Consider the following 23223-nt stretch of genomic DNA (forward strand, 5'->3'; position numbering starts at 1 on the left):
GGCCGGCAATCTTCTACCCGGCATCCAGCCTTTCACCAGCTTGGTTATGAGCCTGCCCGGCGATAAATCATGCTGGCGAACTGAAGGAAATTCTTAAATGCCATGCGCAGACCGGATCAGGCCATTTCCGTGGTGACACGATATCCGAATGATGTAAGTTGAGGATGAAGATGGCATTGCCTGTTTGATATAGCCGCGGCTTCAAAAGCTGGCGGCGGCGAGCGGAAGAAGCATCTACCGACTTGAAATATCTGCTGATTTTGAACGAACCGCGACTTGGTCATGCCCGTGCCCAGACTGCCCGAAATCACGTGAAGTCCGGCAAGACAGACCACTGAAAAACGCCAATAACTGCCCCGCGCAACCGCGCGGAATAATGTGTTTCATGCGCTTCAGAGGGACTTACACATGCTACGACACTGGCTTGTTCCGGCGATACTCACCGTCTCTTCAGCTCTCTATACCGTCCCTTCACTGGCACAAGAACAACCTAAAGCCGCAGTCACCGTAGCCAAGCCCGTTGTCCGCGATGTCGTCGACAGCGACGAGTTCATCGGCCGCTTCGAGGCCGTCGATGAAGTGACGTTACGCTCGCGGGTCGGCGGTTATCTCGATCAGGTGAATTTCAAGGATGGCGCGATGGTGAAGAAGGGTGATCCGCTCTTTGTCATCGACCAACGCCCCTTCCAGACAGCGCTGGACGTCGCAAACTCCTCGCTGGAGGTCGCGAAATCCACCCTCACTTTCGCAGAGGCTGAATTCACCCGAACCGAAGGGCTGGTCCAGAAAGGCACTCTGTCGATATCGACCCTTGACGACCGCCGCCGGGAATTGCAGTCCGGACAAGCCAATCTGCGTGGCGCAGAGGCGAGCCTTGCACGCGCCAAGCTCGATATGGAGTACACGACCATCGTCGCGCCGCTCAGCGGCCGGATCGACCGCCGGCTGATCTCGATCGGCAACTTGGTGCAGGCTGACCAAACCGCGCTGACGACGATCGTTTCGCTCGACCCCATTGACTTCTACTTCGATGTCGACGAGCGGCGGGTGCTCAATTATGCGCGGCAGGCGCGCGAACACGGAAGCAACCTGCAGGAGGGCGGCGGCTCGCTGGATGTCCTCGTGACCATCGCCGATAGCACCGAGAAACCCTTCAAGGGCAAACTTGATTTCGCGGAAAACCGTGTTGACCAGGAAACTGGCACGATGCGCGTGCGCGCCCGCTTCGACAATCCGAATTTCGTCCTGCAGCCCGGCCTGTTCGGCCGCGTCCAGGTGAGTGCTTCCAATACCTACAAGGGCATTCTCGTCCCCGACGAGGCAATCGGCGCCGATCAGGACCAGCGCGTCGTCTATGTGGTTGCCGAGGATGGCAGCTTCACGACCAAACCGGTTCGCCTTGGGCCAAGGCTCTATGGTTATCGCGTCATTCGCGAAGGCCTGACGGGCGATGAAACACTGGTCGTCAACGGCCTGACACGGCTGCGTCCCGGCGTTATCGTCGATCCCAAGCTGGTTGTGTTGCCGCCCGAAGCCGCCGCGACGACGGAGAACGGTCAATGAGATTTGCCCATTTCTTCGTGGACAGGCCGATCTTCGCATCGGTCCTGTCGATTGTGCTCCTGATTGTCGGTGGCATTGCCTATTTCCAGCTGCCGATCGCCCAATATCCGGAGATCGCCCCGCCAACCATCGTCATCCGCACCGCTTATCCGGGCGCCGATGCCGAGACCATCGCCGATACGGTGTCCACGCCGCTTGAACAGGAAATCAACGGCGTCGAGGACATGCTCTATATGTCTTCCTATTCCACCGCCGATGGATCGATGGCGCTGACCGTAACGTTCAAACTCGGCACAGACCTCGACAAGGCTCAAGTGCTCGTCCAGAATCGCGTGTCGATCGCCGAACCTCGCCTGCCGGAGGAGGTTCGCCGCATCGGCATCACAACAGCGAAGAGTTCGCCCGACCTGATGATGGTCGTCCACCTGCTCTCACCGAACGATCGCTACGATCAACTTTACGTCTCCAACTACGCCCGCAGCCGCGCCCGCGATCAGCTGGTCCGGCTGGAGGGGGTCGGTGACGTCATCCTGTTCGGCGAGCGCGAATATGCGCTGCGCATCTGGCTCGACCCTGAAAAACTTGCCTCCTACGGCATGACGTCAGGCGATGTGGTGCAATCGTTGCGCGACCAGAACGTCCAGGTCTCCGGCGGCTCGATCGGCGGACCACCGAACGCGGGGACCAACGCCTTCCAGTACACCGTGACGACCCAGGGCCGTTTCAACGACCCCCGCCAATTCCGCTACGTCATCGTCAAATCGACGGCAAATGGACGGCTTGTTACACTGCAGGACGTTGCCCGTATCGAACTCGGCGCCAAGGACTATGTCACCAATAGTTATCTCAACGGCAAGGCCGCTGTGGCTATGGGTATCTTTTCGCGGCCTGGCACCAATGCTCTTGAAGCCGCAGAACAGATCAAGGCCACAATGGAAAACCTGAAGAAGGATTTCCCGCCTGGGCTTGAATACACCATCGTCTACAACCCGACGGAATTTATCTCGGAATCCATCAACGAGGTCTACAAGACCATCCTCGAAGCAGCCATACTGGTTGCGATCGTGGTGCTTGTCTTCCTGCAATCCTGGCGCACCGCACTGATCCCGATTATCGCCATTCCGGTGTCGCTGATTGGCTGCTTTGCCTTCCTGCTCGCCTTTGGCTTCTCGTTGAATATGCTGACCCTGTTCGGGCTGGTTCTGGCGATCGGCATCGTGGTCGATGATGCGATCGTCGTGGTCGAGAACGTCGAACGAAATCTGGCCAAGGGCATGACGCCGAAACAGGCGGCACATGTGACGATGGACGAGGTCGGTACGGCTGTTATCGCTATCTCGTTGGTGTTGATCGCCGTCTTCGTGCCGACAGCCTTCATCCCTGGCATTTCCGGCCAGTTCTACTTGCAGTTCGCCGTGACGATCTCCGTGGCGACGGCAATTTCGGCGCTGAACTCCCTGACTTTGTCACCCGCGCTCGCGGCCCTGATCCTGCGCCCGCACCAGGAGCACCACGAGACCCGCAATCCATTTACGCGCGTTGCAAGGGGCCTTGCCAACGGCTTCAACAGCGGCTTCGACAAGATGACTCACGGCTACTCCTGGGTCGTGCATCATCTGGTGTCGACCAAGGTGGCGCTTGGAGCCAGCCTGCTGGTTTTCTTCGGCCTGCTGGCAGGCACATGGTATATGGCGCAGATCGTGCCGCGCGGCTTCGTGCCGACCATGGACCAGGGCTATGCAATCGTCGTCGTGCAGTTGCCCGATGGCGCCTCGCTTTCACGCACTGACGCCGTCGTCCAAAAGGCAACCGAGCTGATCCGCAAGGTGCCAGGCATCAGCGGCGCCGTCTCTTTTGCCGGTTTCAACGGGGCGACGTTTACCAATGCCTCGAATTCCGGCGTCATTTTCACACCGTTCGCGCCTTTCGAGGAGCGTCTGAAGCATGGCCAAAGCGCCAACCAGATCATCGGCCAGCTCTACGGCACGATGCAGGAGATCCAGGAGGCCTTCATCATTGCCGTGCCGCCACCGTCAATCCGCGGCATCGGCAATTCCGGCGGCTTCAAGATGCAGATCGTCGACCGGGAAAGCTCCGACATGCGCCGGGCTTTGGGTCTTGCTTATCAGATGATGGGCGCCGCCAACCAGACGGAGGGCCTGACCGGCGTCTTCACCACCTTCTCCGCCTCCAGCCCGCAATATTTCCTGGCAATCGACCGCGACAAGGCGCGGGCACTGAGTGTACCTATCCCCAATATCTTCGAAACGCTGTCGATCAACCTCGGCACATCCTACGTCAACGACTTCAATGCCTTCGGCCGCGTCTACCAAGTACGGGCGCAGGCCGACCAGCAGTACCGCCTGGAGCGGGAAGATATTCTCGATCTGAAGGTACGTTCCGCCACCGGCGCACTGGTGCCGCTTGGAACGTTGGTCGATATCCGCGACACCACCGGCCCCTCGCTCGTCCAGCGCTACAACATGTACGTGTCGGTCCCGATCCAGGGTAATCCCGCTCCCGGCGTCTCGACCGGCACCGCGCTCGACAAGATGGAAGACCTCGCGGCAAAGATCCTGCCGCCGGGTACCTCGTTCGAATGGACGGACCTTGCCTTCCAGGAACGCAATACCGGCAATACCGCGATCTTCATCTTCGCGCTTTCGGTGATCTTCGTGTTCCTGGCGCTGTCGGCTCAGTATGAAAGCTGGATTCTGCCCTTGGCGATCATCCTCGTCGTGCCGATGGCGGTGCTCGCCGCACTGATCGGGGTGCATCTCAGAGGGCAGGACAACAACATCCTGACCCAGATCGGACTGATTGTTCTCATCGGCCTTGCGGCGAAGAACGCCATCCTGATCGTCGAGTTCGCCCGGCAAGCGCAGGATGATGGCATGAACCCGGTCAATGCCGCCATTGAGGCCAGCCGCCTGCGCCTGCGGCCAATCCTGATGACCGCCTTCGCCTTCATCCTCGGTGTCGTGCCGCTGATGATCGCCACCGGCCCGGGTGCCGAAATGCGCCAATCGCTCGGCACCGCCGTGTTCTCCGGCATGCTCGGGGTAACATTCCTCGGCCTGTTCCTGACTCCGGTCTTTTACGTCGCGCTCAGGTCCTTTGGGTACAAGCCAAAGGAAAAACCGATCCCGCCGGAATCAGGAATGATTTGACGACTAAGGAGCCGGGCAGGAATGTCCGGCCCTTTCGTCTTTGGCGGGATGGCGTAGCGTCGCGCCTACCGGTCCGGTGCGATCAACGTTACAGTCGGGAAATACGTCCGGTACCGCGCCGTATCCCTGGTCAGAAGACCCAGCTTCTCGACAGCCGCATGCGCGCCGATGAAGAAATCCGGCAGCACACCGGCGCGCGACCCACCAGCCTTGCGGTATTTCTGAAAGACCTTGCCTGCCAGAAACAAGCCCGCGCGCGGCATGGCGGCCATCTCGATCCCGGCCTCGGCAAGAAATGCCTCCAACCGCTCGATCCGTTCATAGCGCACCGCCAGTTCGGCGTAGACGACGTCGTTGATGAGGAGCGGGCCGCGCAAGGCGGCGGCTTCCAGCTGTTCGATCGACCAGTCCGACCAGTTCGGATCGTCGGTCACCACATCAAGCAGGACATTGGTATCGACCAGCGTCACTCGTCACCGCGCGTCAGCGCCATGACGGCATCGGTGCTCAAGCCCTTGCCGGCATGGCCACGCAGCTTGCTGAAACGGCTTGCGGGACGCTTTTCGTCGGCGCGGGTCAAAACCACACTGCCATCGGCAGCGCGCTGAAAATCCACCCGCGTTCCCGGCACGATACCGAGAAAATCCCGCACCGGCTTCGGAATGGTCACCTGCCCCTTCGTCGTCACTGTCGCGCTCATCTCAACCTCGGTAAGGAATATTTTTACAAAGGTATTACATCGGCTGGCCGACTTCAAGATAGTTGGCGCGCAACGTCATCAAGACCAGGCACAAGCGACGCGTGGCCGACGGTCGAGAGTCAGAATCCTGTGTCCGGCCGCAGCACCTATCGGCTAATCAGCGTCTGCCACTTGCCGCTTGAGCTCGAACGGCGTCGCCAAAGACCAGCATCGTCGGAATACTGCGCGCCTGCGCCGCCTCCAGCGCCGGTTTCAAGGCTTCGAAGCTTTCCAGCCGCTCCGCATGCCAGCCATAGGCACGGCCGATGGCGATGAAATTCGGCGTATGCAGATCAACCCCGAGCGGAGGAATGTTCTTGGCGACCATGTAGGACTTGATCTCGCCGTAGCCGCCATTGTCGTGCAGCATCAGGATGACGGGCGCCTTTGCCTCCATTGCCGAGGCGAGCTCGGCCAGTGAAAATTGCAGCCCGCCATCTCCCGCCAGCACCACAACGGGACGTTCCGGCTGACCGATCTTGGCGCCGATGCCCGCTGGAAGGCCATAGCCAAGTGTGCCGTAACCGGTTGCAGAATTAAAGTAAGAGCCAGGCGAGGCTGCCTCATAAGCGGTGTTTCCGGCATAGACGAGCTGCGTCGAATCCCCGGCGATCAGCACGTCCGGCAAGGTATCGCGGACCGTCTCAAGAATGATCAGATCATCAAGCATGGCGGCGGGAACATCGCGATGAACAAGCGTTTCGACCTGCGCTGCCCGAGCAGGCCCCTCCCGCGACCCCGCCGAGACCAGATCCAACAAGGTCGCCGCGCATGCCGCCGCATCTCCGACAATGCCGACCTCGGGCGCCCGTGTCCGCATCAACTGGGCCGGATCTATATCGACACGAACGAAGGTACCAGGAATGGAAAAGAATCCGTCCTCATAAAAATCGTAATCGGTCGGTCCGAGTTCGGTACCTATGCCGAACACCACATCGGCACTCTCGATCAGCGCCCGGGTGGCCGGCAGGCTGGCCGAAAGATTGACCGCCAGTGTATGCCCCGGTGGCAGGATGCCCCGGCCATTGGTGGTCATCACGACAGGCGCATCGAGCTTTTCCGAGAGCGCCCGGATCTGTGCCGCCGCACCGATGGCCCCGCCGCCCACCAGAATGACCGGAGCCTTGGCCCTATTCAGCAGCGCCGCTGCCGCGTTCAACGCATTTGCGTCTCCAGCCGGTCGCGCCAAGCGAACAGGCTTTTCCGGCACGGCTAAATGATCCGCCGGAGCCAGCATGACATTGATTGGCAGTTCGATATGCACCGGCCGCGGCCGGGCACTGTCGAAGATGGCGAAGGCCCGCGCCAAGGCTGGAGCTAGATCCTCCGGCCGGTTGACGGTGCAACTGAAGGCAGAAACACCGCTCACCAGCGCTTGCTGGTTCGGCAGTTCATGCAGCCACCCCTCGCCCGAGCCCATCCGGCCATGGGCGTTGACGGTCGAAATCACCAGCATCGGAATGCTGTCGCCATAGGCCTGCCCCATCGCAGTGACGATGTTGGTCATGCCCGGCCCGGTAATGATGAAGCACACACCCGGCTTGCCTGTCGCCCGCGCATAGCCATCGGCCATGAAACCCGCCCCCTGCTCGTGGCGCGGGGTCACATGCCGAATCTCGCTGCCCGCCAGCCCGCGATATAGCTCGACCGTGTGCACCCCCGGAATGCCGAAGACGGTATCGACGCCATAGGATGTCAGCAGTTTCGTCAGGTACATGCCGGTGCTGATCATGCGGGTATTCCTCGTCTCATCTACTGTTATACGATTGTATAATTCATCGGTGCCTACCATCCGGGAATGATCAGCCTCAGGTCTTCCGGGAAAACTTATGGGTGAAGGCGGTCTTCGCCAGAATGACCGCGATGACGATGACAATCAGGATCACCGAAATCGCCGCGATGGCCGGATCGATATTGTCGCGCAACCCCATCCACATCATCCGCGGCAGGGTGACCGCATCGACGCTGGTGATGAACAGCGTTACGCCGATTTCTTCCCAGGAAAGCACGAAGGACAGGAAGAAGGCGGTGAAGATGCCAAACTTGATGTTCGGCAGGATGACCTTGAACACCCGCTGGCTGACGGAAGCGCCAAAACCCCGCGCCGCTAGATCGATCCGCCGGTCCACCTGTGCCAATGCCACGGTGATCATTACCACCGCGAACGGTGCAATCATCACCGCATGGGCGACGGCGACGCCAACCCACGTGTCATAGGCAACGATATCGTTGACCTTGGAAAGCGTCGTCAGGAAGAAATACAGCGTGATGGCCGAAACGACCGGCGGCGCGACCATCGGCAAAAGCACGAAGCCGAACAGCAGGCTGCCGAACCACGGCCGGAACATCCAGATGCCGAGGCTGAACATCAGCGCCAAAAGCGTCGCGATTACCGAACTGAGGATGCCGATACGCAGGCTGAGCCAGATGCTCTGCAGCCAGGCCGGGTTGTCGAGGAGGGCCTGATAGTGCCTGAGCGACCAGACATTAGTCGGCATCGACAGGAAGCGCGCCGGGGTGAATGACACCGGCACGACGGCGATCAGCGGCAGAAGCAGGAACAGAGCCACCACAAAGGCGAAGAAAATGGCAATCGGCGTGGGTCTCATCGACATCGGCTCAACCCAGCATCTTATTGGGCCGCACCAGCCGCAGCATCAGGATCAGGAGCGCTCCGACAATCAACATCAGGATGACGCTGATGGCGGCTCCCAGGCCCCAGTCCGGGCTCTGGAACAGGCGCAGATAGATCAGCTCAGCGATCATGACGCTGCGGCCACCACCGAGGATCGCCGGAGTGATGAAAAAACCGAGCGCAAAGACGAAAACCATCAGCCCGGCCCCGAGAATGCCCGGCATTGTCATCGGCACGAAGATCGACCAGAAAATGCGCAGCCGCGATGCGCCCATACCGCGGGCCGCTAGAAAGACGCGCTCATCAAGGCTGCGCATCGCCGAGGCGATCGGAAAGACCGCAAATGGAATAAGGAAATGCATCATGCCGAGCACGACGCCGAATTCATTACGCACCATGGTCAGCGGCTCGGAAATGATGCCGGTCGCTTGCAGCCAGGTATTGATCAGCCCGCGATTGGACAGAAGCGCCACCCAGCCGAATGCGCGGGTCAGCACCGAAATCCAGAAAGGAATGAGGATACAGAGTTCCGTCACCAGCCGTTGCGCTGGCGTGCCACGCACCCAGACATAGGCAATCGCATAGGCGGCCGCGACGGCGCAGATGGTGACGATCAGGCAGATGCGGAAGGTCCGGAAAAACACCGACTGGATCAGCGGATCGGTCACCGCCTTGCCATATTGCCCGAAGCCAGGCTCTGGCAGCGTGACGCTCCACTGCATGACGCCGAGAAAGGGCACGAGATAGGCAAAGCCGAGAAACAAAACGAGGGGGCCAAGCAGGAGCGCCGGTTTCAGTCTATCGGATTTCATGGCGGCTCCTTTCCGGTGCGCGATCAAATGTTTCCGGCAAAAGGTTACAGCGGGTTCGGAGCGATCCCTCCCCCTTGTGGGGAGGGTGGCCCGCAGGGCCGGGAGGGGTTTTGCCGCTGAAAAGGAATCCCCTCCCCAACCCTCCCCACAAGGGGGAGGGAGCTGTCCGAACTACGCCGAAATGATCTTCGTATATTCATCCAGCGCCGGGCCGTAATGGGTCTCGTACCAGCTCATATCGAGTGCGATCTGCTTGGACATGTTGGCCGGATCGACGGGGCTGAGACGCGCCTGTTCCGGCGAGAGCAGGCTGTCGGCCGCCGGGTTTGCCGGGCCCTGGCCAAGCATCTCGAACATGATCACCTGCTTCTTCGGGTCCTGCGCCGAAGCGATGAACTTCATGGCGTTGTCCTTGCCGCCGGGATTGCCCTTGATCACGCCCATGGCGCCGGGCGAAATCAGTCCTTGATCCCAGACAAACTTGATCGAACCACCGGAATCCTTTTCGATCAGCCCGGCGCGGGTCGACCAGATCAGCGCCATTGAGGCTTCCCCATTCAGAAGCACCGACTGGCTTTCGGCGCCGCCGCCCCAATAGGAAACGACATTGTCCTTGAAGGCAGCAAGCTTCTTGTGGGCGCGTTCGAGGTCCAGAGGATAGAGTTTTGCTGGCTCGACACCATCCGCGAGACGCGCTGCTTCCCACATGCCCGCCCCCCATTTATAGAGCGAACGCTTGCCGGGGAACTTTTCGACATCGAAGAAGTCGGCCATGCCGGTCGGCACCTTGTCACCGAATTTCGAAGCGTCATAGGCGATGATATAGGAGAAGAAATAGGACGAGGCGGAGTATTCCCAGCCAAAGCCCTCACGCATCTTCGTCTTATCGACGATCGCATAGTCGATCGGCTCCATCATGCCCTTTTTGCCGAGCGCCTCTGCTGAGAAGGGGTCGATATCGACGATATCCCAGGCAGGCTTGCCGCTTGAGAATTGCGCCGCGACAGCACCTTCCGTCGGGCCGGAGCCGTCCTGCTTCACCGTGATGCCGGCTTCTTCCTTGAAGGGCGCGCCATAGGCCTTGTCATAGGCGGGGCCTGCATCGCCGCCCCAGTTGACGAAGACCAGTTCGCCTTCCGCTGCCCAGCCGCGCGTTGCGCCAAGCGCGATCGGGCTGACCGATAGAAACAACGCCGCCAGCTGGGTGAATCTGCGGCGGGACATGCCGCCATTGGCCAATATTTCGCTCATGCCGTTCTCCTCTGGTTTTTGCGGCGCGCCTTTATCGGCGTCGCTCGTGTCACGCACTACAAAGCACTTACAGAAAGAAACCCTGATTGGTTGGCCAACCGGCCCAGACCTGCCGTCCCGGCTGGAAAGCGCTCTTCACCTCCCGCGTCGGCATTTGCAAAACGAGATCGATGCCACCCGGCGTCTTCAGGCCAAAGCGGGTTTCGGCGCCGAGATAGGTGATCTCGCCAATCTCCGCCTTCAGCATGTTTCCTTCTGCCGGAGCCTGCTCGAACATCACCATATGCTCTGGCCGGATGGCGAAATGTTCGCTGACAGACTGGCCGGGCGCACAGATCCGCATCGGATGCCCCTCAAACAGTCCCTCTGCACCATCAGACGTTGGCTTGACCGAGGATAGCGACAGGAAATTCACGTCACCGAGAAACTCCGCGACAAACCGGTTGGCCGGACGTTCATAAACATCCTTCGGTGTGCCGATCTGCTGCAGCTGTCCCTGATTGAAAATGCCGATACGGGTCGAGAGCGCCAAGGCCTCGGACTGGTCATGGGTAACGAACACGAAGGTGGTACCCGTCTCTTGATGCAGCCGCCGGACTTCTTCCTGCATCGAGGAACGCAGGTTCTTGTCGAGCGCCGAAAACGGCTCATCGAGCAGAAGCACGGAGGGCTCGAATACCAGGGCGCGCGCGAGGGCAACACGCTGCTGCTGTCCGCCGGACAGGCCCGCCGGCCGCTTTTTCTCATGCCCGCGAAGGCCGACGCGATCGATGATCCGATCGACGCTGCGCTTGATATCGGCGTCGGTCCGGCGCTGCACCTGCAACGGAAAGGCGATGTTCTGCTCGACCGTCATGTGCGGAAACAGCGCGTATCCCTGGAAGACCATACCGAAGGCACGCTTCTCGGCTGGTACGGCTGTGATATCGGCGCCGTTCTTGCTCAGGGTTCCGGATGTCGGCGTCTCGAAGCCCGCCAGGATCATCAGAAAAGTGCTTTTGCCGGAGCCGGAAGGGCCAAGGAGCGTGAGGAATTCACCGGAGCCGATGGTCAGTGAAATATCGCGCAGGGCATGGAAATCCCCATAGGCCTTGCCTATTCCGTTCGCTGTGATTTCGGCCGCCTCGTGTCCGCTCCGCATAGACGCTCCTTTTCCAACACCGAAATCGTATGGGCGTTTTAGCAACAGGACAAACGAAATCTTTTCCCCGCTTGGACAAATATAATTTGCCAAAAGCCGCCTGATCCGTGAGCGAGCGGCTAGGCATCTGCGTCATTTTTAAGCATCTCGGAGCGCAGCCATGAACTGAACGCCACGACGGCCTGATTGTCGGCCTTGGCCTCCGATGTCACCAGATAATAGGACCGGCTGGAATTGATGCTGATATCGAACGGCTGCACCAACTGGCCGCTGTTCATGGCGTGCCGGCAGGTAAAACGGTCGCCAACCGCAACGCCCTGCCCCGACAATGTCGCGGCGAAAACCAGGTTCATGTCGGAGAAGACAATGCCGGTCGACGCATAGCTCTGATCGACCCCCGCCAAGGCGAGCCAGGTCTCCCAATCCTCATAATCTGTGAGGTGCAGCAGGCACATCTTCTTGATGTCGTTCGGGCCATTGAGACCACCGATCTTGTTCAGTAAAGCCGGACTGCAGAGCGGCGCAAACTCCACTTCGATGATCAGCTCCACCTGCATCGACGGCCAGTTTCCCGTGCCGAACGCGATGAACACATCGACATCGGGATTGCTGATATCGTCCAACCGGCGTGGAGTGACGATGGAAATCCGCACATCGGGATAGGCATCGCGAAAGTGGGAAATGTAATTGCACAACCAGTTGGAGGCGAAACCCGGCGGACAGCTGACAGTGATCGAACCACTGACGCCGCGGCTGGCATGACGTGAAGCAGAACCCGCAATGGCGTTCAGCGCCTGCCTGATATCGGCGGCATAGCCGAGCCCCTGCTCCGTCAACTCGATACGCGTGCCGACCCGGTTGAAAATCTGGAAGCCGAGCTCCCGCTCCAGCAAGCGCAACTGATGGCTGATGGCACTGCGCGTCAGGTTCAGCTCGTCGGCCGCTTTCCACACAGTGCCGTGCCGCGCGAAGCTTTCGAGCGCGCGCAAAGCCTGCGTCGATGGAATTCTCTGCATCGGCTCCCTCCTGATCAGAGTGAAAAGCTAGTCCGGTTTTTGAGCATTGGCGAACTTAATTTGTCGAAGGCGGGAAAACATTTCACTTTTTCAAAAGTCGGATCGGCGCTTAACTCACCGTAGTACCTCAGCCGATCCCTCCAGCGAAACGAAGCCGCTGTGCCGATATCTGCCGCCCAGTCATTTGCGTTGACCTATCTCGAGACCATCCGGGCCGAATTGTCAGATTGGACTGCCCAAATCTTCTCGTTTGGTGAAACCGCCTGGCGCGAATATGAATCCGCCGACTGGTATGTCGATCTGCTGCGCAAACAGGGCTTTTCCGTCGAGGAAGGTTCAGCCGGAATGCCGACGGCCTTTTGTGCCGAATGGAGCAACGGTCCCGGTCCCATGATCGGCATGTATGCGGAATACGACGCTGTCCCCGGCAATTGCCAGGCCGCGACGACCAAAAAAGAGCCACGCGGCGGCCTGAGCTTCGAGGCTGGCGGCCATACCGATCCGCATTCGGCGCTCGGCATCGGTTCGCTCGGCGGCCTGCTCGCCACCAAGGCGGCGATGCAACGGCACGGCATCAAGGGTACGCTACGCTTCACCGGTGAACCCGCGGAAAAAGTGCGCGGTTCCAAGCCGATCCACGCGGCCAAGGGCTACTATGACGGCCTGGACGGCATGTTTTCCTTCCATCCGTTCTATATGCTGCCAATGTGCAATACCGTGCGTTGGGACACGCACTGCGGCGCCGCCTATTCGATGATCTACCGCTTCATCTGCGACCAACCGGAAGCCTGGGGCCGCAGCGACGATGCGCCAATCCCGCAGTCCCATTCCGCCGTGCGTGCACCCGGCGCCAACGATGCGCTAATGACGATGTATATGGCTTCCAAGGCCCTGCGCGATTCAATGCTCACCCATCAGGGCGGCTGGTCGATCAGCGAGGCAATCCTGACGGCAGGCCAGGCGACCGCCGACAATCTCCCTGCCGGCCTTGCCGAGATCCAGTACATGATCCGCGTGCCGACCATCGCCATGGCCGAACAGGTGACGTCGGTCCTGGACCGCAATGCGGCTGCGGCCGCCGCCATGACCGGCTGCCGGTATGAACGCCACTGGGTCTCGAAATCCCGGCCTGGTCTTGCAAACCACGCTATGGCCAATCTCGTTTGGGATGCCTTGCAAACCGCCGGTCCGCCACGTTGGGATGAGGCAGCAAGGACCGTCGGCCGCGAAATCCAGGCCAATCTTGGCGTCGAAGCGATGGCCCAGCCGTTCATCGACGAAATGGAAAAACTGATTTCACCGCAGGACGCCGAAGCCATCCTGCGCCGCGACCTCGCCCCTTCGCAGCTGAATTCCACCTCCGACGATTACACCGATATGAGCTGGCACGCCCCGACCGCCCGCTTCTACATCGCACGCCCGGCGCTGAAAGCGCCATCCGGCTACACCTATCCCGTCTGGGTCTCCAATGCGCTCGGCGGCATTCCCGCCACGATCGACCCGACGGTCCTTTGCGCGGCCAAGACCCTTTCCCTGTCGGCCATCCGGCTTCTGGAAGACGAGACGGTTCGCGCCGCTGCCAAGACCGAGTTCAATGAGCGCACTGGCGGCGGCATTGGCGGATCGAAATGGATCCCGCCCCTTTGTGACTACGCACCCCCCATCCATTTCCGCTGGCCCGAATATGTGACCACCGCCCGCGGCCGCGACTGGTGGATCCCCAAACCCGCAACCCCGGAGGCATGACATGCAGTTCAACGAACCCTTTTCGCTTCAGCGCCGTAACCCGAAGGGTGGAACCGCGCCCCTCACCCGCTGGGGCTTCAAGAACGAAACCGATCCGTTGACCGACGTGCTGCTCGGATCGCCGGCGCATCTGCGGCATCTCTCCACCAGCTCGCTGTCGCGCAAACACCTGCGCGAGGCACCCTGCAACATCCAGGTGGCGCAATCGCAGCACAAGGAACTGGTGTCAGCCTATGAGCATTTCGGCGTGAAAATTCACTGGCACGAGCCGACGCCGGAACTGCCGATGCAGGTCTATTCACGCGATTCGAGCGTCATGACCCCCTATGGGGCCATCATCACCGCCATGGCCAACTGGTGGCGGCGCGGCGAAAACTATGCGGCCATCCGCACCTATGAAAAACTCGGCATCCCGATCTACGACATGGTGACGGCCGGCACCTTCGAAGGTGGCGACTTCAACGTCATCGAGGATGGTTGCGTGTTGATCGGTTGCGGCGGCGCCCGCACCCAGGAGGAAGGCGCCCGCCAAGTTGAAGACTGGTTCAAGAAGGAAGGCTGGGAAACGCGCCTTGCCTTCATCGACGAATACTACGTCCATATCGACCTGATGGTCGTGCCCATCGCGCCGAAACTGACGGCCGTGTGCCTTGCCTGCACGGAACCAGGCATCATCGACTGGCTGAAGGCCAAGGGCCACGAGATCATCGACGTTCCCTTCCAGGATACGATGGCGCTCGGCTGCAATTTCATGTCGCTGGGCCGCGACCGCGTTATCGCACCGACGTCATCGAAAACCCTGATCGAAAAACTGCGCGCCCGCGGCTTCGAGGTCGCTGCCATCGACATGAGTGAAATCTCCAAAACCGGTGGCGGCATTCACTGCATGGCGCAGGCTCTGGTGAGGGAAGCGGCGTAAAACCGTCGCTCGTCTCCCCATCGGGGAGAAGGGGGGCCGAAGGGACGGATGAGGGGGCGAAGCCATTCATTGACGAGTTTGCCGAACCGCCCCCTCATCGCCTCACTCCGTTCGGCACTCCCCCCCGCTGAGGAGAAGGAGAAGAGGTCCGAACCGGCCAAAATGCCAGGCGGAATTGCTCTTCTAACCGACTGACAATGGAGTTGCAGGGCTTTCTCCAGCCCCACCAAACCCGCTAAGGTTCCCGGCGATTCGAGGAGCATCCGGACCCAAGCATGACAGACCTGAACAGACGTTTTCCCTGCATTCCCGATATGGAGAAGGCCGCAGCGCGACGCATGCCGGGGTTCGTGCATGACTATCTGATCGGCGGCCTTGGCCGGGAAAGCAACGTCCGGCGCAACGTCGAAAGCTTCGACACCATCGAGTTGATGCCGCGCTATCTCTCGGAAGCCCCTTCGCCGGATCTGGGCGTCACCCTGTTCGGAAAACGTTTCGACGCGCCATTCGGCGTCGCTCCGCTGGGGCTCGCTGGCCTGCTCTGGCCCGGCTGCGAAGTGCCGCTGGCTGAAGCGGCCAAGGCCCATAATATCCCGCATGTGCTCTCTACATTTGCCAACCGTTCCATGGAAACCATCGGCCCTATTACCGGCGACAATGGCTGGTTCCAGTTCTATCCGCCAAACGATCTCGCGATGGAAGCCGACATGATCGCCCGGGCGGCGCGGTCCGGCTATCAGACGTTGGTACTCACCGTCGACATCCCCGCCCCCACCCGCCGTGAGCGCGACATCCGCAACGGCATGTCCGTGCCGCCTATCCTCGATCTGAAGACGATGTTCCAGATCGCCACGCATCCGCATTGGGCAAGCCATGTGCTGCGCCACGGCATTCCCGACTTCGAAAACCTGTCGCCCTATTATCCGAAGGGTTCGTCGTTGAAGCAGTCGGCGGAATTCGTCGGCCGTGTCATGACCGGCCACCTGGGTGCAGAGCGTGTCCGCAGCATCCGCGATGCTTGGAAAGGCAAGCTCCTGATCAAGGGCGTGCTCGATGTTTCGGAAGCGCAGGCCTATCTGGAGATGGGTGCCGACGGTCTGATCGTCTCCAATCACGGTGGCCGTCAGCTCGATGCCGCCCCCACCGCCGTCTCCGTTCTGCCCACTATCCGCCGTGCGTTGGGCCCCGATGCTTTGATCGCCGCCGATGGCGGTATCCGCTCCGGTCTCGATGTCGCCCGCCTGCTGGCGCTCGGCGCCGATTTCGTCCTGATCGGCCGCCCGTTCGTCTATGCCAGCGCCGCAATGGGCGCTCCGGGTGGCGATCATCTGATTGATATCCTCAAGGCCGAACTCTCCAGCACGATGGCCCAGCTCGGCTGCCGGACGGTTGCGGAGTTGTCGTCCTTCCTCCATGCTCCCACCCAGAATTATGGAAGACACCAGCCATGACCGTCATCGATAACCTGATCGAAGCTCTTGGCACGGATGTGGTGCTCACCGGCGATGCCATTGGCGGCCGCTACCGCAGCGATGCCAGTGGCACCGGCAAGTTCCTGCCGCTCGCCGTACTGCGTCCAGCAAGCACCGAGCAGGTCGCAGCAGCGCTCGCCATCTGCGATCGCCACCACCAGCCTGTCGTGCCGCAGGGCGGCCTGACCGGTCTTGCCGGCGGTGCCAATGCACGCTCGGGCGATATCGCGATTTCACTGGAACGCATGTCCGGTGTCGAGGATATCGATACGGCTGCCGGCACCATGACGGTTCTGGCCGGCACACCTTTGGAAGTGGCGCAACTGGTCGCCGAAACCGCCGGGTTCCTGTTGCCGATCGATCTCGGCGCCCGCGGCTCCTGCCAGATCGGCGGCAATATCTCCACCAATGCCGGCGGCATCCGCGTCATCCGCCATGGCGTCACCCGCGACAACGTGCTCGGCGTTGAGGCCGTGCTGGCTGATGGCACCGTGCTGTCGTCGCTCAACCGGATGACCAAGAACAATACAGGCTACGATCTGCGCCAGCTGTTCATCGGTTCGGAAGGCACTTTGGGGATCGTTACCCGCGCCGTGCTGCGGCTACGGCCCCTTCCCGCTGCCCGCCTGACGGCACTGTGCGCCATCGAAAATTACGACCAAGTCGTCACGTTGCTGAAATCCGCGCAACGCGGGTTGCCCGGCCTGTCAGCCTTCGAGGCGATGTGGCAAAGCTATTTCCGCTTCAATGCCGAAGCACTCAACCTGACGTTCTTCGACAGGGCCTATCCGTTTTTTGTCATCATCGAGCAGGATGTCGATGGCAGCGACGAAGACAAGGAGCGTTTCGAAACCTTCCTCGGTCAGGCCTTTGAGAATGGCCTCGTCACCGATGCGCTGGTCGCCCAGTCGGAAAAGGAAGCCCGCGCTTTCTGGTCGGTGCGCGAGGGGCACATGATGGATCAACTCCTGCCCGGCCTGATCAATCTCGACGTCAGCCTGCCGGTCGGCCAGCTCGATGCTTTCGCCGGCGATTGCGAAAAAGCCCTGCTTGCCCGCTTTCCGGCCGCCCATGTGTCGTTCTTCGGCCATGTCGGTGACAGCAATCTGCACGTAGCCATCGGCGTCGAGACCCCAAGCGAACACGACCTGCACGAAATCGACGCCATCGCCTATGATCTCGTCCGCACATACAAAGGCTCGATCTCCGCCGAACACGGTATCGGCACGCTGAAGCGCGATTTCCTCGACCATTCGCGCAGCGAAGAAGAGATCGGCGTCATGCGCCGGATCAAGGCCGCGCTCGATCCCAACGGCATCATGAATCCCGGCAAGGTCATCCCGCCACCACGATAGCAGGGAGACAGATCCGGCGATATGTGGCCTTGCAGCATAGCAAAAGCTGGCATTACCGGCTGATCTCGGCGAAGATGGCCGATCCGAAAACCGGACCGGGAGAACACCATGCTGCCTCACCCCCGTACCGGCGCGATTGCCGCGCTTATCGTTTCCATCGCCCTCTTGCCGCTGTCGCCGGTGCTCGCCGCCGCGCCCGAGCCTGTCAAGGCCGAGCATGGCATGGTTGTCACCGCCCAGCATCTCGCCTCCGAAGTCGGCGTCGAGGTGTTGAAGAAAGGCGGTAACGCCGTCGATGCGGCGGTTGCCGTCGGTTATGCGCTGGCCGTCGTCTATCCCACCGCCGGTAATATCGGCGGCGGCGGCTTCATGACCATCCGGCTGAAGGACGGCAAGACCACGTTCCTCGACTTCCGCGAACGCGCGCCGCTGGCGTCCACCAAGACCATGTATCTCGATGACAAGGGCGAGATCGTCAAAGGCGCCAGCACCGCAGGCTATCTGGCAGTCGGCGTTCCCGGCTCGGTCATGGGCTTTGAGACGGCCCGTGAAAAATACGGCACGCTGGCACGGCAGGACCTGCTGGCGCCTGCCATCCGCTTTGCCAAGGATGGCTTTGTGCTCGATCAGGGCGATGTCGCCTCGCTGCAAAATGGCGCCAAGAAACTCTCCAAGGACAAGGCGGCGGCCGCGATCTTCCTCAAGCCGGATGGAAAGACCTTTTCGATCGGCGAAACCCTGGTCCAGCCGGAACTGGCCGCAAGCCTGACCAGCATTTCGGAAAAGGGCACGGATGCCTTCTACAAGGGCGCGATTGCCGACAATATCGTCAAGGCGAGCGCTGCGTCCGGCGGCATTCTCGCAAAAACTGATTTCGAGCAATATACGGTGCGCGAACTCAAACCGGTGACCTGCAATTATCGCGGTTACGAGATCGCCTCCTCGCCACCGCCAAGTTCCGGCGGCGTCATCATCTGCGAAATCCTCAATGTGCTGGAAGGCTACCCGCTATCCTATCTCGGCTATGGTTCCGCCGAGACCGTGCATGCCATGGTCGAGGCGATGCGTCACGCCTATGTCGATCGCAACTCGGCACTCGGCGATCCGGACTTTGTCGAAAACCCCGTCGAAAAACTCACCGACAAGGCCTATGCCAAGGAAATCCGCGCCAAGATCAATCCGTTCAAGGCCGGAATTTCAAAGAACCTGATGCCGAAGGGCATGGGCGAAAGCACCGAGACGACGCATTATTCGATCATCGACCATGACGGCAACGCGGTTGCGGTCACCTATACGTTGAACGGCTCGTTTGGCGCCGGCGTCGTGGCGCCCGGAACCGGCATCCTGCTGAACAACGAGATGGACGACTTCACCTCCAAGCCGGGATCGCCCAATCTCTACGGCCTGGTCCAGGGTGAAGCCAATGCGATCGCGCCGAAGAAAACGCCGCTCTCGTCGATGAGCCCGACGGTCATTTCCAAGGATGGCAAGCCGTTCATGATCATCGGCAGCCCCGGCGGGGCGCGCATCATCACCATCACGCTGGAAGCGATCATCAACGTCATCGACCATGGCATGAGCATTCAGGAAGCCATCGACGCACCGCGCATCCATCACCAATGGCTGCCCGACAAAGTCTACATGGAGCCCTTCGCGCTGTCGTCCGATACGCTGAAGCTCCTGACCGAGATGGGCCATGATGTCGCTATCGATCCAAGTTGGACCATCTGGGGCCAGGCAGCCGGCATCCTCGTCGGGGGTAAGAATCTGGCCGAGATCGAGGAAGGCGGCGGCGCCCGCTACAATGGCGCCATGGACAGCCGTGCGGCCTCGGGGGCGGCGCGGGGATATTGAGGAGTTTCACCCTCCCCTTGCGGGGAGGGTCGGCACACAGTGCCGGGTTGGGGTGATCCAGTATGCACTTCCTCTTCTCCCCAGCCGGGAGAAGTGCCGAGTGAAACGAGGCGATGAGGGGGCTTCGGCGAAGCCGGAGCTCCATGAACATTCCTGCGTCCCCCTCATCCGGCGTTGCTTCTCCCCAGCGAGGAGAAGAGGACCAATCGCTTTCACTCCAAAAACCGCTTGATTGCCTCGACCTCGTTCGAGCGGATGTCGTGGCCGCCGGTGTGCCATTCGGTTTCCACGATCGCTTTCTGAGCCGCGAAATAGTCGGCAAGGGCCTGGGTCAATGGGGCCGGGCAGATCGGATCACGCTGGCCGGCAGTGATCAGGATCTTCTTGCCGGCCAGCGCCGCATTGTCCTTCGGCTTGAAGGGAATGAGCGGATGCAGCAGGATCGCCTTGTCAAACAGGTTCGTCTCGATCAGCAGGTTGGCGAGGATGTTGGCGCCGTTGGAAAAGCCAAGGCCGATGATCTCGGAGGCCTGGTGCTCCTGCGCCAACGCGCTGACAAACCCCGCCATCTTCCCGGTCGCCCTGGAAAGATCGTCCATGTCGTAGACACCTTCGCCGGTGCGGCGAAAGAAGCGAGCCGCCCCGTGTTCGGATACGTCGCCACGTGGCGAGACGATCGTCGCATCCGGCAGCAGGTCGCCGCCGAAGTCGAAAAACTGCCGCTCGTCGCCACCGGTTCCGTGGAAGACGAAGAAGATCGGTTTCCCGGGTGCACCGCTCTTTAGCCGGTGTACATAGCCATAATCGGTCATGATATCTCTCCGTTAGCCTTCCAGCTTCTGCAAATGCTGCTCGAGGATCGGCCGCAAGTGCTTGTGTTGCTGCGGCAACTTCAATGCTTCGCCCAGATGCGCAGTATCCTCGTCGCGGTTGAAACCGGGTTCATTGGTGGCGATCTCGAACAGAACACCACCCGGCGTGCGGAAATAGATCGCCCAGAAATAGTCGCGGTCGATCACCGGCGTGACATGATAGCCCGTATCCATCAGCGCCTTGCGCACTTCCAACTGCTTTTCCCGATTCTCGACCGAAAAGGCGACATGGTGCACCGAGCCTGCGCCCTGCAGGCCGCGTTGAATGTTCGGCATGGTTTCGAGATCGATGAAACCAGCTCCATTGCCGCCAGGCACAATCAGTCGGGTGACGCCATCTTTGGCATCCAGCGTCTCGTAACCCATGAACTTCAGCAGTTCTGCTGTCGCTCCTTCGTCACGAAGGCGCATGGCAACCGAGTGAAAACCGCGGATCGCATGATCTTCGGAAACACCGTTGGCAGTCCAGACCGGGCGGTTGTCGTCGCGGACCTCCACGAGCGCAAAACCGTCGCCATCCGGACCGGCAAAGTTCAGGCGCTTTTCACCAAAGATCTCTTCTGTCTTGAGCCCTGAAACGCCGCGCTGAGACAGCCGGTCGCTCCAAAAGCCAAGCGAGCCTTCAGGGACGGAAAACACAGTGGTACCCACTTCGCCGGTTCCGGGACGGCCCGGCCCCATGTCCGGGAACGGGAAATAGGTCATCACCGATCCGGGTGCGCCGGTCTCGTCGCCGTAATAGAGATGATAGACATCCGGCGAATCGAAGTTGACGGTCTTCTTGACGCGGCGCAGGCCGAGCGTATCGGTGAAAAACTGGTTGTTGGTCCGGGCGTCTGCCGCCATCGAGGTGACGTGGTGCAGTCCCTTGATCTGGGTAAGCATGATCTGATCCCTTTCTGCCCGCGTTGGGGCTTCGTCTCGCAGACATAGATGTGCCTATTTCGCCAGCAGCGATAGACGCGCAGGTCTGGACGCATTGTCTCCAACTGTTGAACAGTGGAAAATCACTGTTCAAGGAAAGCGAGTCGCCAGATGGCGCGTGCAATTATCGAAAGTGCGGGAAGAAGAAAGAAATACAACCTAATGGATTATCGAAAGTAACAAGAAAAACTAAAAGTTGACAATCAGGAAAGGACGACCTATATCAACGTTCATCGATAGTTGTTTGACTGATATTTGTTTCTGCCCGCGTTTGCCGCGTCTCTGACGAACTTCCCCCTTCAAAAATCGAGACTACTGATCGCCGTGCGTCGTACGGTGATGGATACATGTTGCTATTGAAAGGGTTCGTTATGACCACTGGCACAGTTAAATGGTTCAATTCCACCAAAGGCTTCGGCTTCATTCAGCCTGACAACGGCGGTCCGGACGTTTTCGTCCACATCTCCGCTGTCGAGCGGGCTGGCATGCGCGAAATCGTCGAAGGCCAGAAGATCGGCTACGAGATGGAACGCGATAACAAGTCGGGCAAAATGTCCGCTTGCCAGCTTCAGGCTGCTTAAATCGGATTGCCCCTCTCCGGTGACCACGGATGTACTGGCACCGTTGACGAGGCAAAATCCAATGGAAGGTCAGGCAATGCGCCTGGCCTTTTTTCTTGGCCAAACGGCCAATTTGCGCACCGCATTCGACAGAACGATCTGGACGAGACGCCGGTGCGACAGCACCAGGATATCATTTTGACCGAGAATTCGACCAAGGCCCGCGACCAGGCGGAAACGGCATTCAGCCGTACACAGACCCAGTTCATGGCCCGCAACCGGACAATTTCAGAGATCGATGCCGTTGCGGCCGAGCGTGATGCAAAGACACAGCGGCTGCGCGAATTGCGGCTGGAAAAGGAAGCTGCGGCAACCGCCAAGGCCGCCGCAGAACGGAAACCTGCAAAACGCTGACTGTTTAGCGTGATTTCCCAGCCACCATATGGCTGTTATTATTCAGTCTTGGTGAAATAGGACGGAAAAGACGGCAGCCTATCTATTTTTTTGGCGCTTCCACTCTATCTTGGGAAGGCACAAAATGCGAAACGACACATATGTCGACGGCAAGGCGACCATTTGTCCCGGCCATTCCCGACCCAGATAATACAACAGACAAGGACAAAGAAGATTGAGACACGCATCCGATAATGGCTTTGCCGATCGGCGCAAAGCCGCAGCCGAAGCCAAGCAGCAGCTTCTGAAGAAGTTCGCATCGGCGCCGAAGGCTGACGATCCGGAACTGGCAGCCAAGCTTGCCGAACGTCAGGCCAACACGGCTGCGCGCGAAGCCCGCCGCGCCGAACGCGATCGCCTGAAGCAGGAAGAAAACGAGCGTCAGCTCGCGGAAGCCGCCGCCCGGACCGCAGCAGCCGATGCCGAAGCACGGGCTGAAGCAACAGCACGCGAACAGGCCGAACGTGACCGCATCTCCCGCGTTGTCGCCGACGAAGCTGAACGCAAGGCCGAGCGCGACCGCCGCTACGCAGCGCGCAAAGCCCGCCAGCGCTGATTTGAGAATGAGGGCCGGATCACCCATCCGGCCTCCTCCTCAATCCGCAGGCAAAAATTCTGCAGCCTGTTTAAATCCGCTACAACCCGCCTGAATGACACGAATTCAGCGGACGGAAAGCCGTGTTCTGAAACCGGAAAATTCGCTCAATCTATCGCAGCCATTTCGCGCCCGGCAGACGATGG

The 23223-nt window shown here is 60.1% G+C and carries 20 protein-coding genes; 10 read left to right on the forward strand and 10 right to left on the reverse strand.

The genetic code is table 11. The features are described from left to right. Positions 1 to 408 precede the first annotated feature (408 nt). Together ASD36_RS23945 and ASD36_RS23950 are read left to right on the forward strand one after the other, a co-directional pair. Positions 409 to 1563: an efflux RND transporter periplasmic adaptor subunit gene (locus tag ASD36_RS23945; protein ID WP_060502262.1), complete on the forward strand. Its 1155-nt coding sequence runs from the start codon at positions 409 to 411 to the stop codon at positions 1561 to 1563. Beyond that, positions 1560 to 4733, forward strand: a complete 3174-nt coding sequence (locus ASD36_RS23950) for a multidrug efflux RND transporter permease subunit (RefSeq protein WP_060502263.1) — start codon at positions 1560 to 1562, stop codon at positions 4731 to 4733. Before ASD36_RS23945 ends, ASD36_RS23950 begins: the two co-directional genes overlap by 4 nt. 65 nt (positions 4734 to 4798) lie before the next feature. Here the strand turns inward: ASD36_RS23950 and ASD36_RS23955 are convergent, their stop codons facing one another. The 8 genes from ASD36_RS23955 to ASD36_RS23990 form a co-directional block, all read right to left on the reverse strand. Next, entirely contained in the window at positions 4799 to 5203 is a 405-nt protein-coding gene (locus ASD36_RS23955) for a type II toxin-antitoxin system VapC family toxin (protein ID WP_060502264.1), read from the reverse strand. Continuing rightward, positions 5200 to 5433: an AbrB/MazE/SpoVT family DNA-binding domain-containing protein gene (locus tag ASD36_RS23960; protein ID WP_060502265.1), complete on the reverse strand. Its 234-nt coding sequence runs from the start codon at positions 5431 to 5433 to the stop codon at positions 5200 to 5202. The genes ASD36_RS23955 and ASD36_RS23960 overlap by 4 nt, the downstream gene beginning before the upstream one ends. 157 nt (positions 5434 to 5590) lie before the next feature. Next, positions 5591 to 7204: a 5-guanidino-2-oxopentanoate decarboxylase gene (locus ASD36_RS23965; RefSeq protein WP_060502266.1), complete on the reverse strand. Its 1614-nt coding sequence runs from the start codon at positions 7202 to 7204 to the stop codon at positions 5591 to 5593. A gap of 76 nt (positions 7205 to 7280) precedes the next feature. Further along, entirely contained in the window at positions 7281 to 8087 is an 807-nt protein-coding gene (locus ASD36_RS23970) for an ABC transporter permease (protein WP_060502267.1), read from the reverse strand. 4 nt (positions 8088 to 8091) lie between these two features. Continuing rightward, a complete protein-coding gene (locus tag ASD36_RS23975) occupies positions 8092 to 8919 on the reverse strand; it encodes an ABC transporter permease (protein WP_060502268.1) in 828 nt (275 codons plus the stop codon). 171 nt (positions 8920 to 9090) lie between these two features. Continuing rightward, positions 9091 to 10170, reverse strand: coding sequence for an ABC transporter substrate-binding protein (locus ASD36_RS23980; RefSeq protein ID WP_060511925.1), 1080 nt, complete (start codon positions 10168 to 10170; stop codon positions 9091 to 9093). A gap of 67 nt (positions 10171 to 10237) precedes the next feature. Continuing rightward, entirely contained in the window at positions 10238 to 11311 is a 1074-nt protein-coding gene (locus ASD36_RS23985) for an ABC transporter ATP-binding protein (protein WP_060502270.1), read from the reverse strand. A 119-nt stretch (positions 11312 to 11430) separates the two neighbouring features. Beyond that, positions 11431 to 12327, reverse strand: a complete 897-nt coding sequence (locus ASD36_RS23990) for a LysR substrate-binding domain-containing protein (RefSeq protein WP_037110273.1) — start codon at positions 12325 to 12327, stop codon at positions 11431 to 11433. Between the two features lie 165 nt (positions 12328 to 12492). Here ASD36_RS23990 and ASD36_RS23995 point away from each other — a divergent pair, with 165 nt between their 5' ends. The 5 genes from ASD36_RS23995 to ggt all read left to right on the forward strand — a co-directional run bounded on the left by ASD36_RS23995 (position 12493) and on the right by ggt (position 19673). Further along, entirely contained in the window at positions 12493 to 14073 is a 1581-nt protein-coding gene (locus ASD36_RS23995) for a hypothetical protein (protein ID WP_060502437.1), read from the forward strand. 1 nt (position 14074) lies between these two features. Beyond that, on the forward strand, positions 14075 to 14992 hold the full coding sequence (locus tag ASD36_RS24000) for a dimethylarginine dimethylaminohydrolase family protein (RefSeq protein WP_060502271.1): 918 nt from the start codon (positions 14075 to 14077) through the stop codon (positions 14990 to 14992). Positions 14993 to 15267: 275 nt separating this feature from the next. After that, the gene (locus tag ASD36_RS24005; protein ID WP_082511972.1) at positions 15268 to 16443 is read left to right on the forward strand and encodes an alpha-hydroxy acid oxidase; all 1176 of its coding nucleotides are present in this window, start codon (positions 15268 to 15270) and stop codon (positions 16441 to 16443) included. Beyond that, positions 16440 to 17819, forward strand: a complete 1380-nt coding sequence (locus ASD36_RS24010) for an FAD-binding oxidoreductase (RefSeq protein WP_060502273.1) — start codon at positions 16440 to 16442, stop codon at positions 17817 to 17819. Before ASD36_RS24005 ends, ASD36_RS24010 begins: the two co-directional genes overlap by 4 nt. A 108-nt stretch (positions 17820 to 17927) precedes the next feature. Further along, entirely contained in the window at positions 17928 to 19673 is a 1746-nt protein-coding gene (gene ggt / locus ASD36_RS24015; RefSeq protein WP_060502274.1) for a gamma-glutamyltransferase, read from the forward strand. A gap of 212 nt (positions 19674 to 19885) precedes the next feature. Here ggt and ASD36_RS24020 read toward each other — a convergent pair whose 3' ends face one another. Both ASD36_RS24020 and ASD36_RS24025 read right to left on the reverse strand, forming a co-directional pair. After that, positions 19886 to 20485 carry an alpha/beta hydrolase gene (locus ASD36_RS24020; RefSeq protein WP_060502275.1) on the reverse strand — a complete coding sequence of 200 codons (600 nt, stop codon included), beginning with the start codon at positions 20483 to 20485 and terminating at the stop codon, positions 19886 to 19888. Between the two features lie 12 nt (positions 20486 to 20497). Continuing rightward, positions 20498 to 21430, reverse strand: coding sequence for a VOC family protein (locus ASD36_RS24025; protein WP_060502276.1), 933 nt, complete (start codon positions 21428 to 21430; stop codon positions 20498 to 20500). Between the two features lie 410 nt (positions 21431 to 21840). Here ASD36_RS24025 and ASD36_RS24030 point away from each other — a divergent pair, with 410 nt between their 5' ends. The 3 genes from ASD36_RS24030 to ASD36_RS24040 all read left to right on the forward strand — a co-directional run bounded on the left by ASD36_RS24030 (position 21841) and on the right by ASD36_RS24040 (position 23038). Beyond that, complete coding sequence (locus ASD36_RS24030) at positions 21841 to 22050, forward strand: cold-shock protein (protein WP_037110252.1); 210 nt, start codon at positions 21841 to 21843, stop codon at positions 22048 to 22050. Positions 22051 to 22227: 177 nt separating this feature from the next. After that, entirely contained in the window at positions 22228 to 22443 is a 216-nt protein-coding gene (locus tag ASD36_RS24035; RefSeq protein WP_037110505.1) for a hypothetical protein, read from the forward strand. A gap of 214 nt (positions 22444 to 22657) precedes the next feature. Continuing rightward, positions 22658 to 23038, forward strand: a complete 381-nt coding sequence (locus ASD36_RS24040) for a DUF6481 family protein (RefSeq protein ID WP_037110249.1) — start codon at positions 22658 to 22660, stop codon at positions 23036 to 23038. Positions 23039 to 23223: the final 185 nt, after the last annotated feature.

Origin of the sequence: Rhizobium sp. Root1334, from assembly GCF_001426665.1 — a bacterium.
Classification (GTDB): domain Bacteria; phylum Pseudomonadota; class Alphaproteobacteria; order Rhizobiales; family Rhizobiaceae; genus Pararhizobium.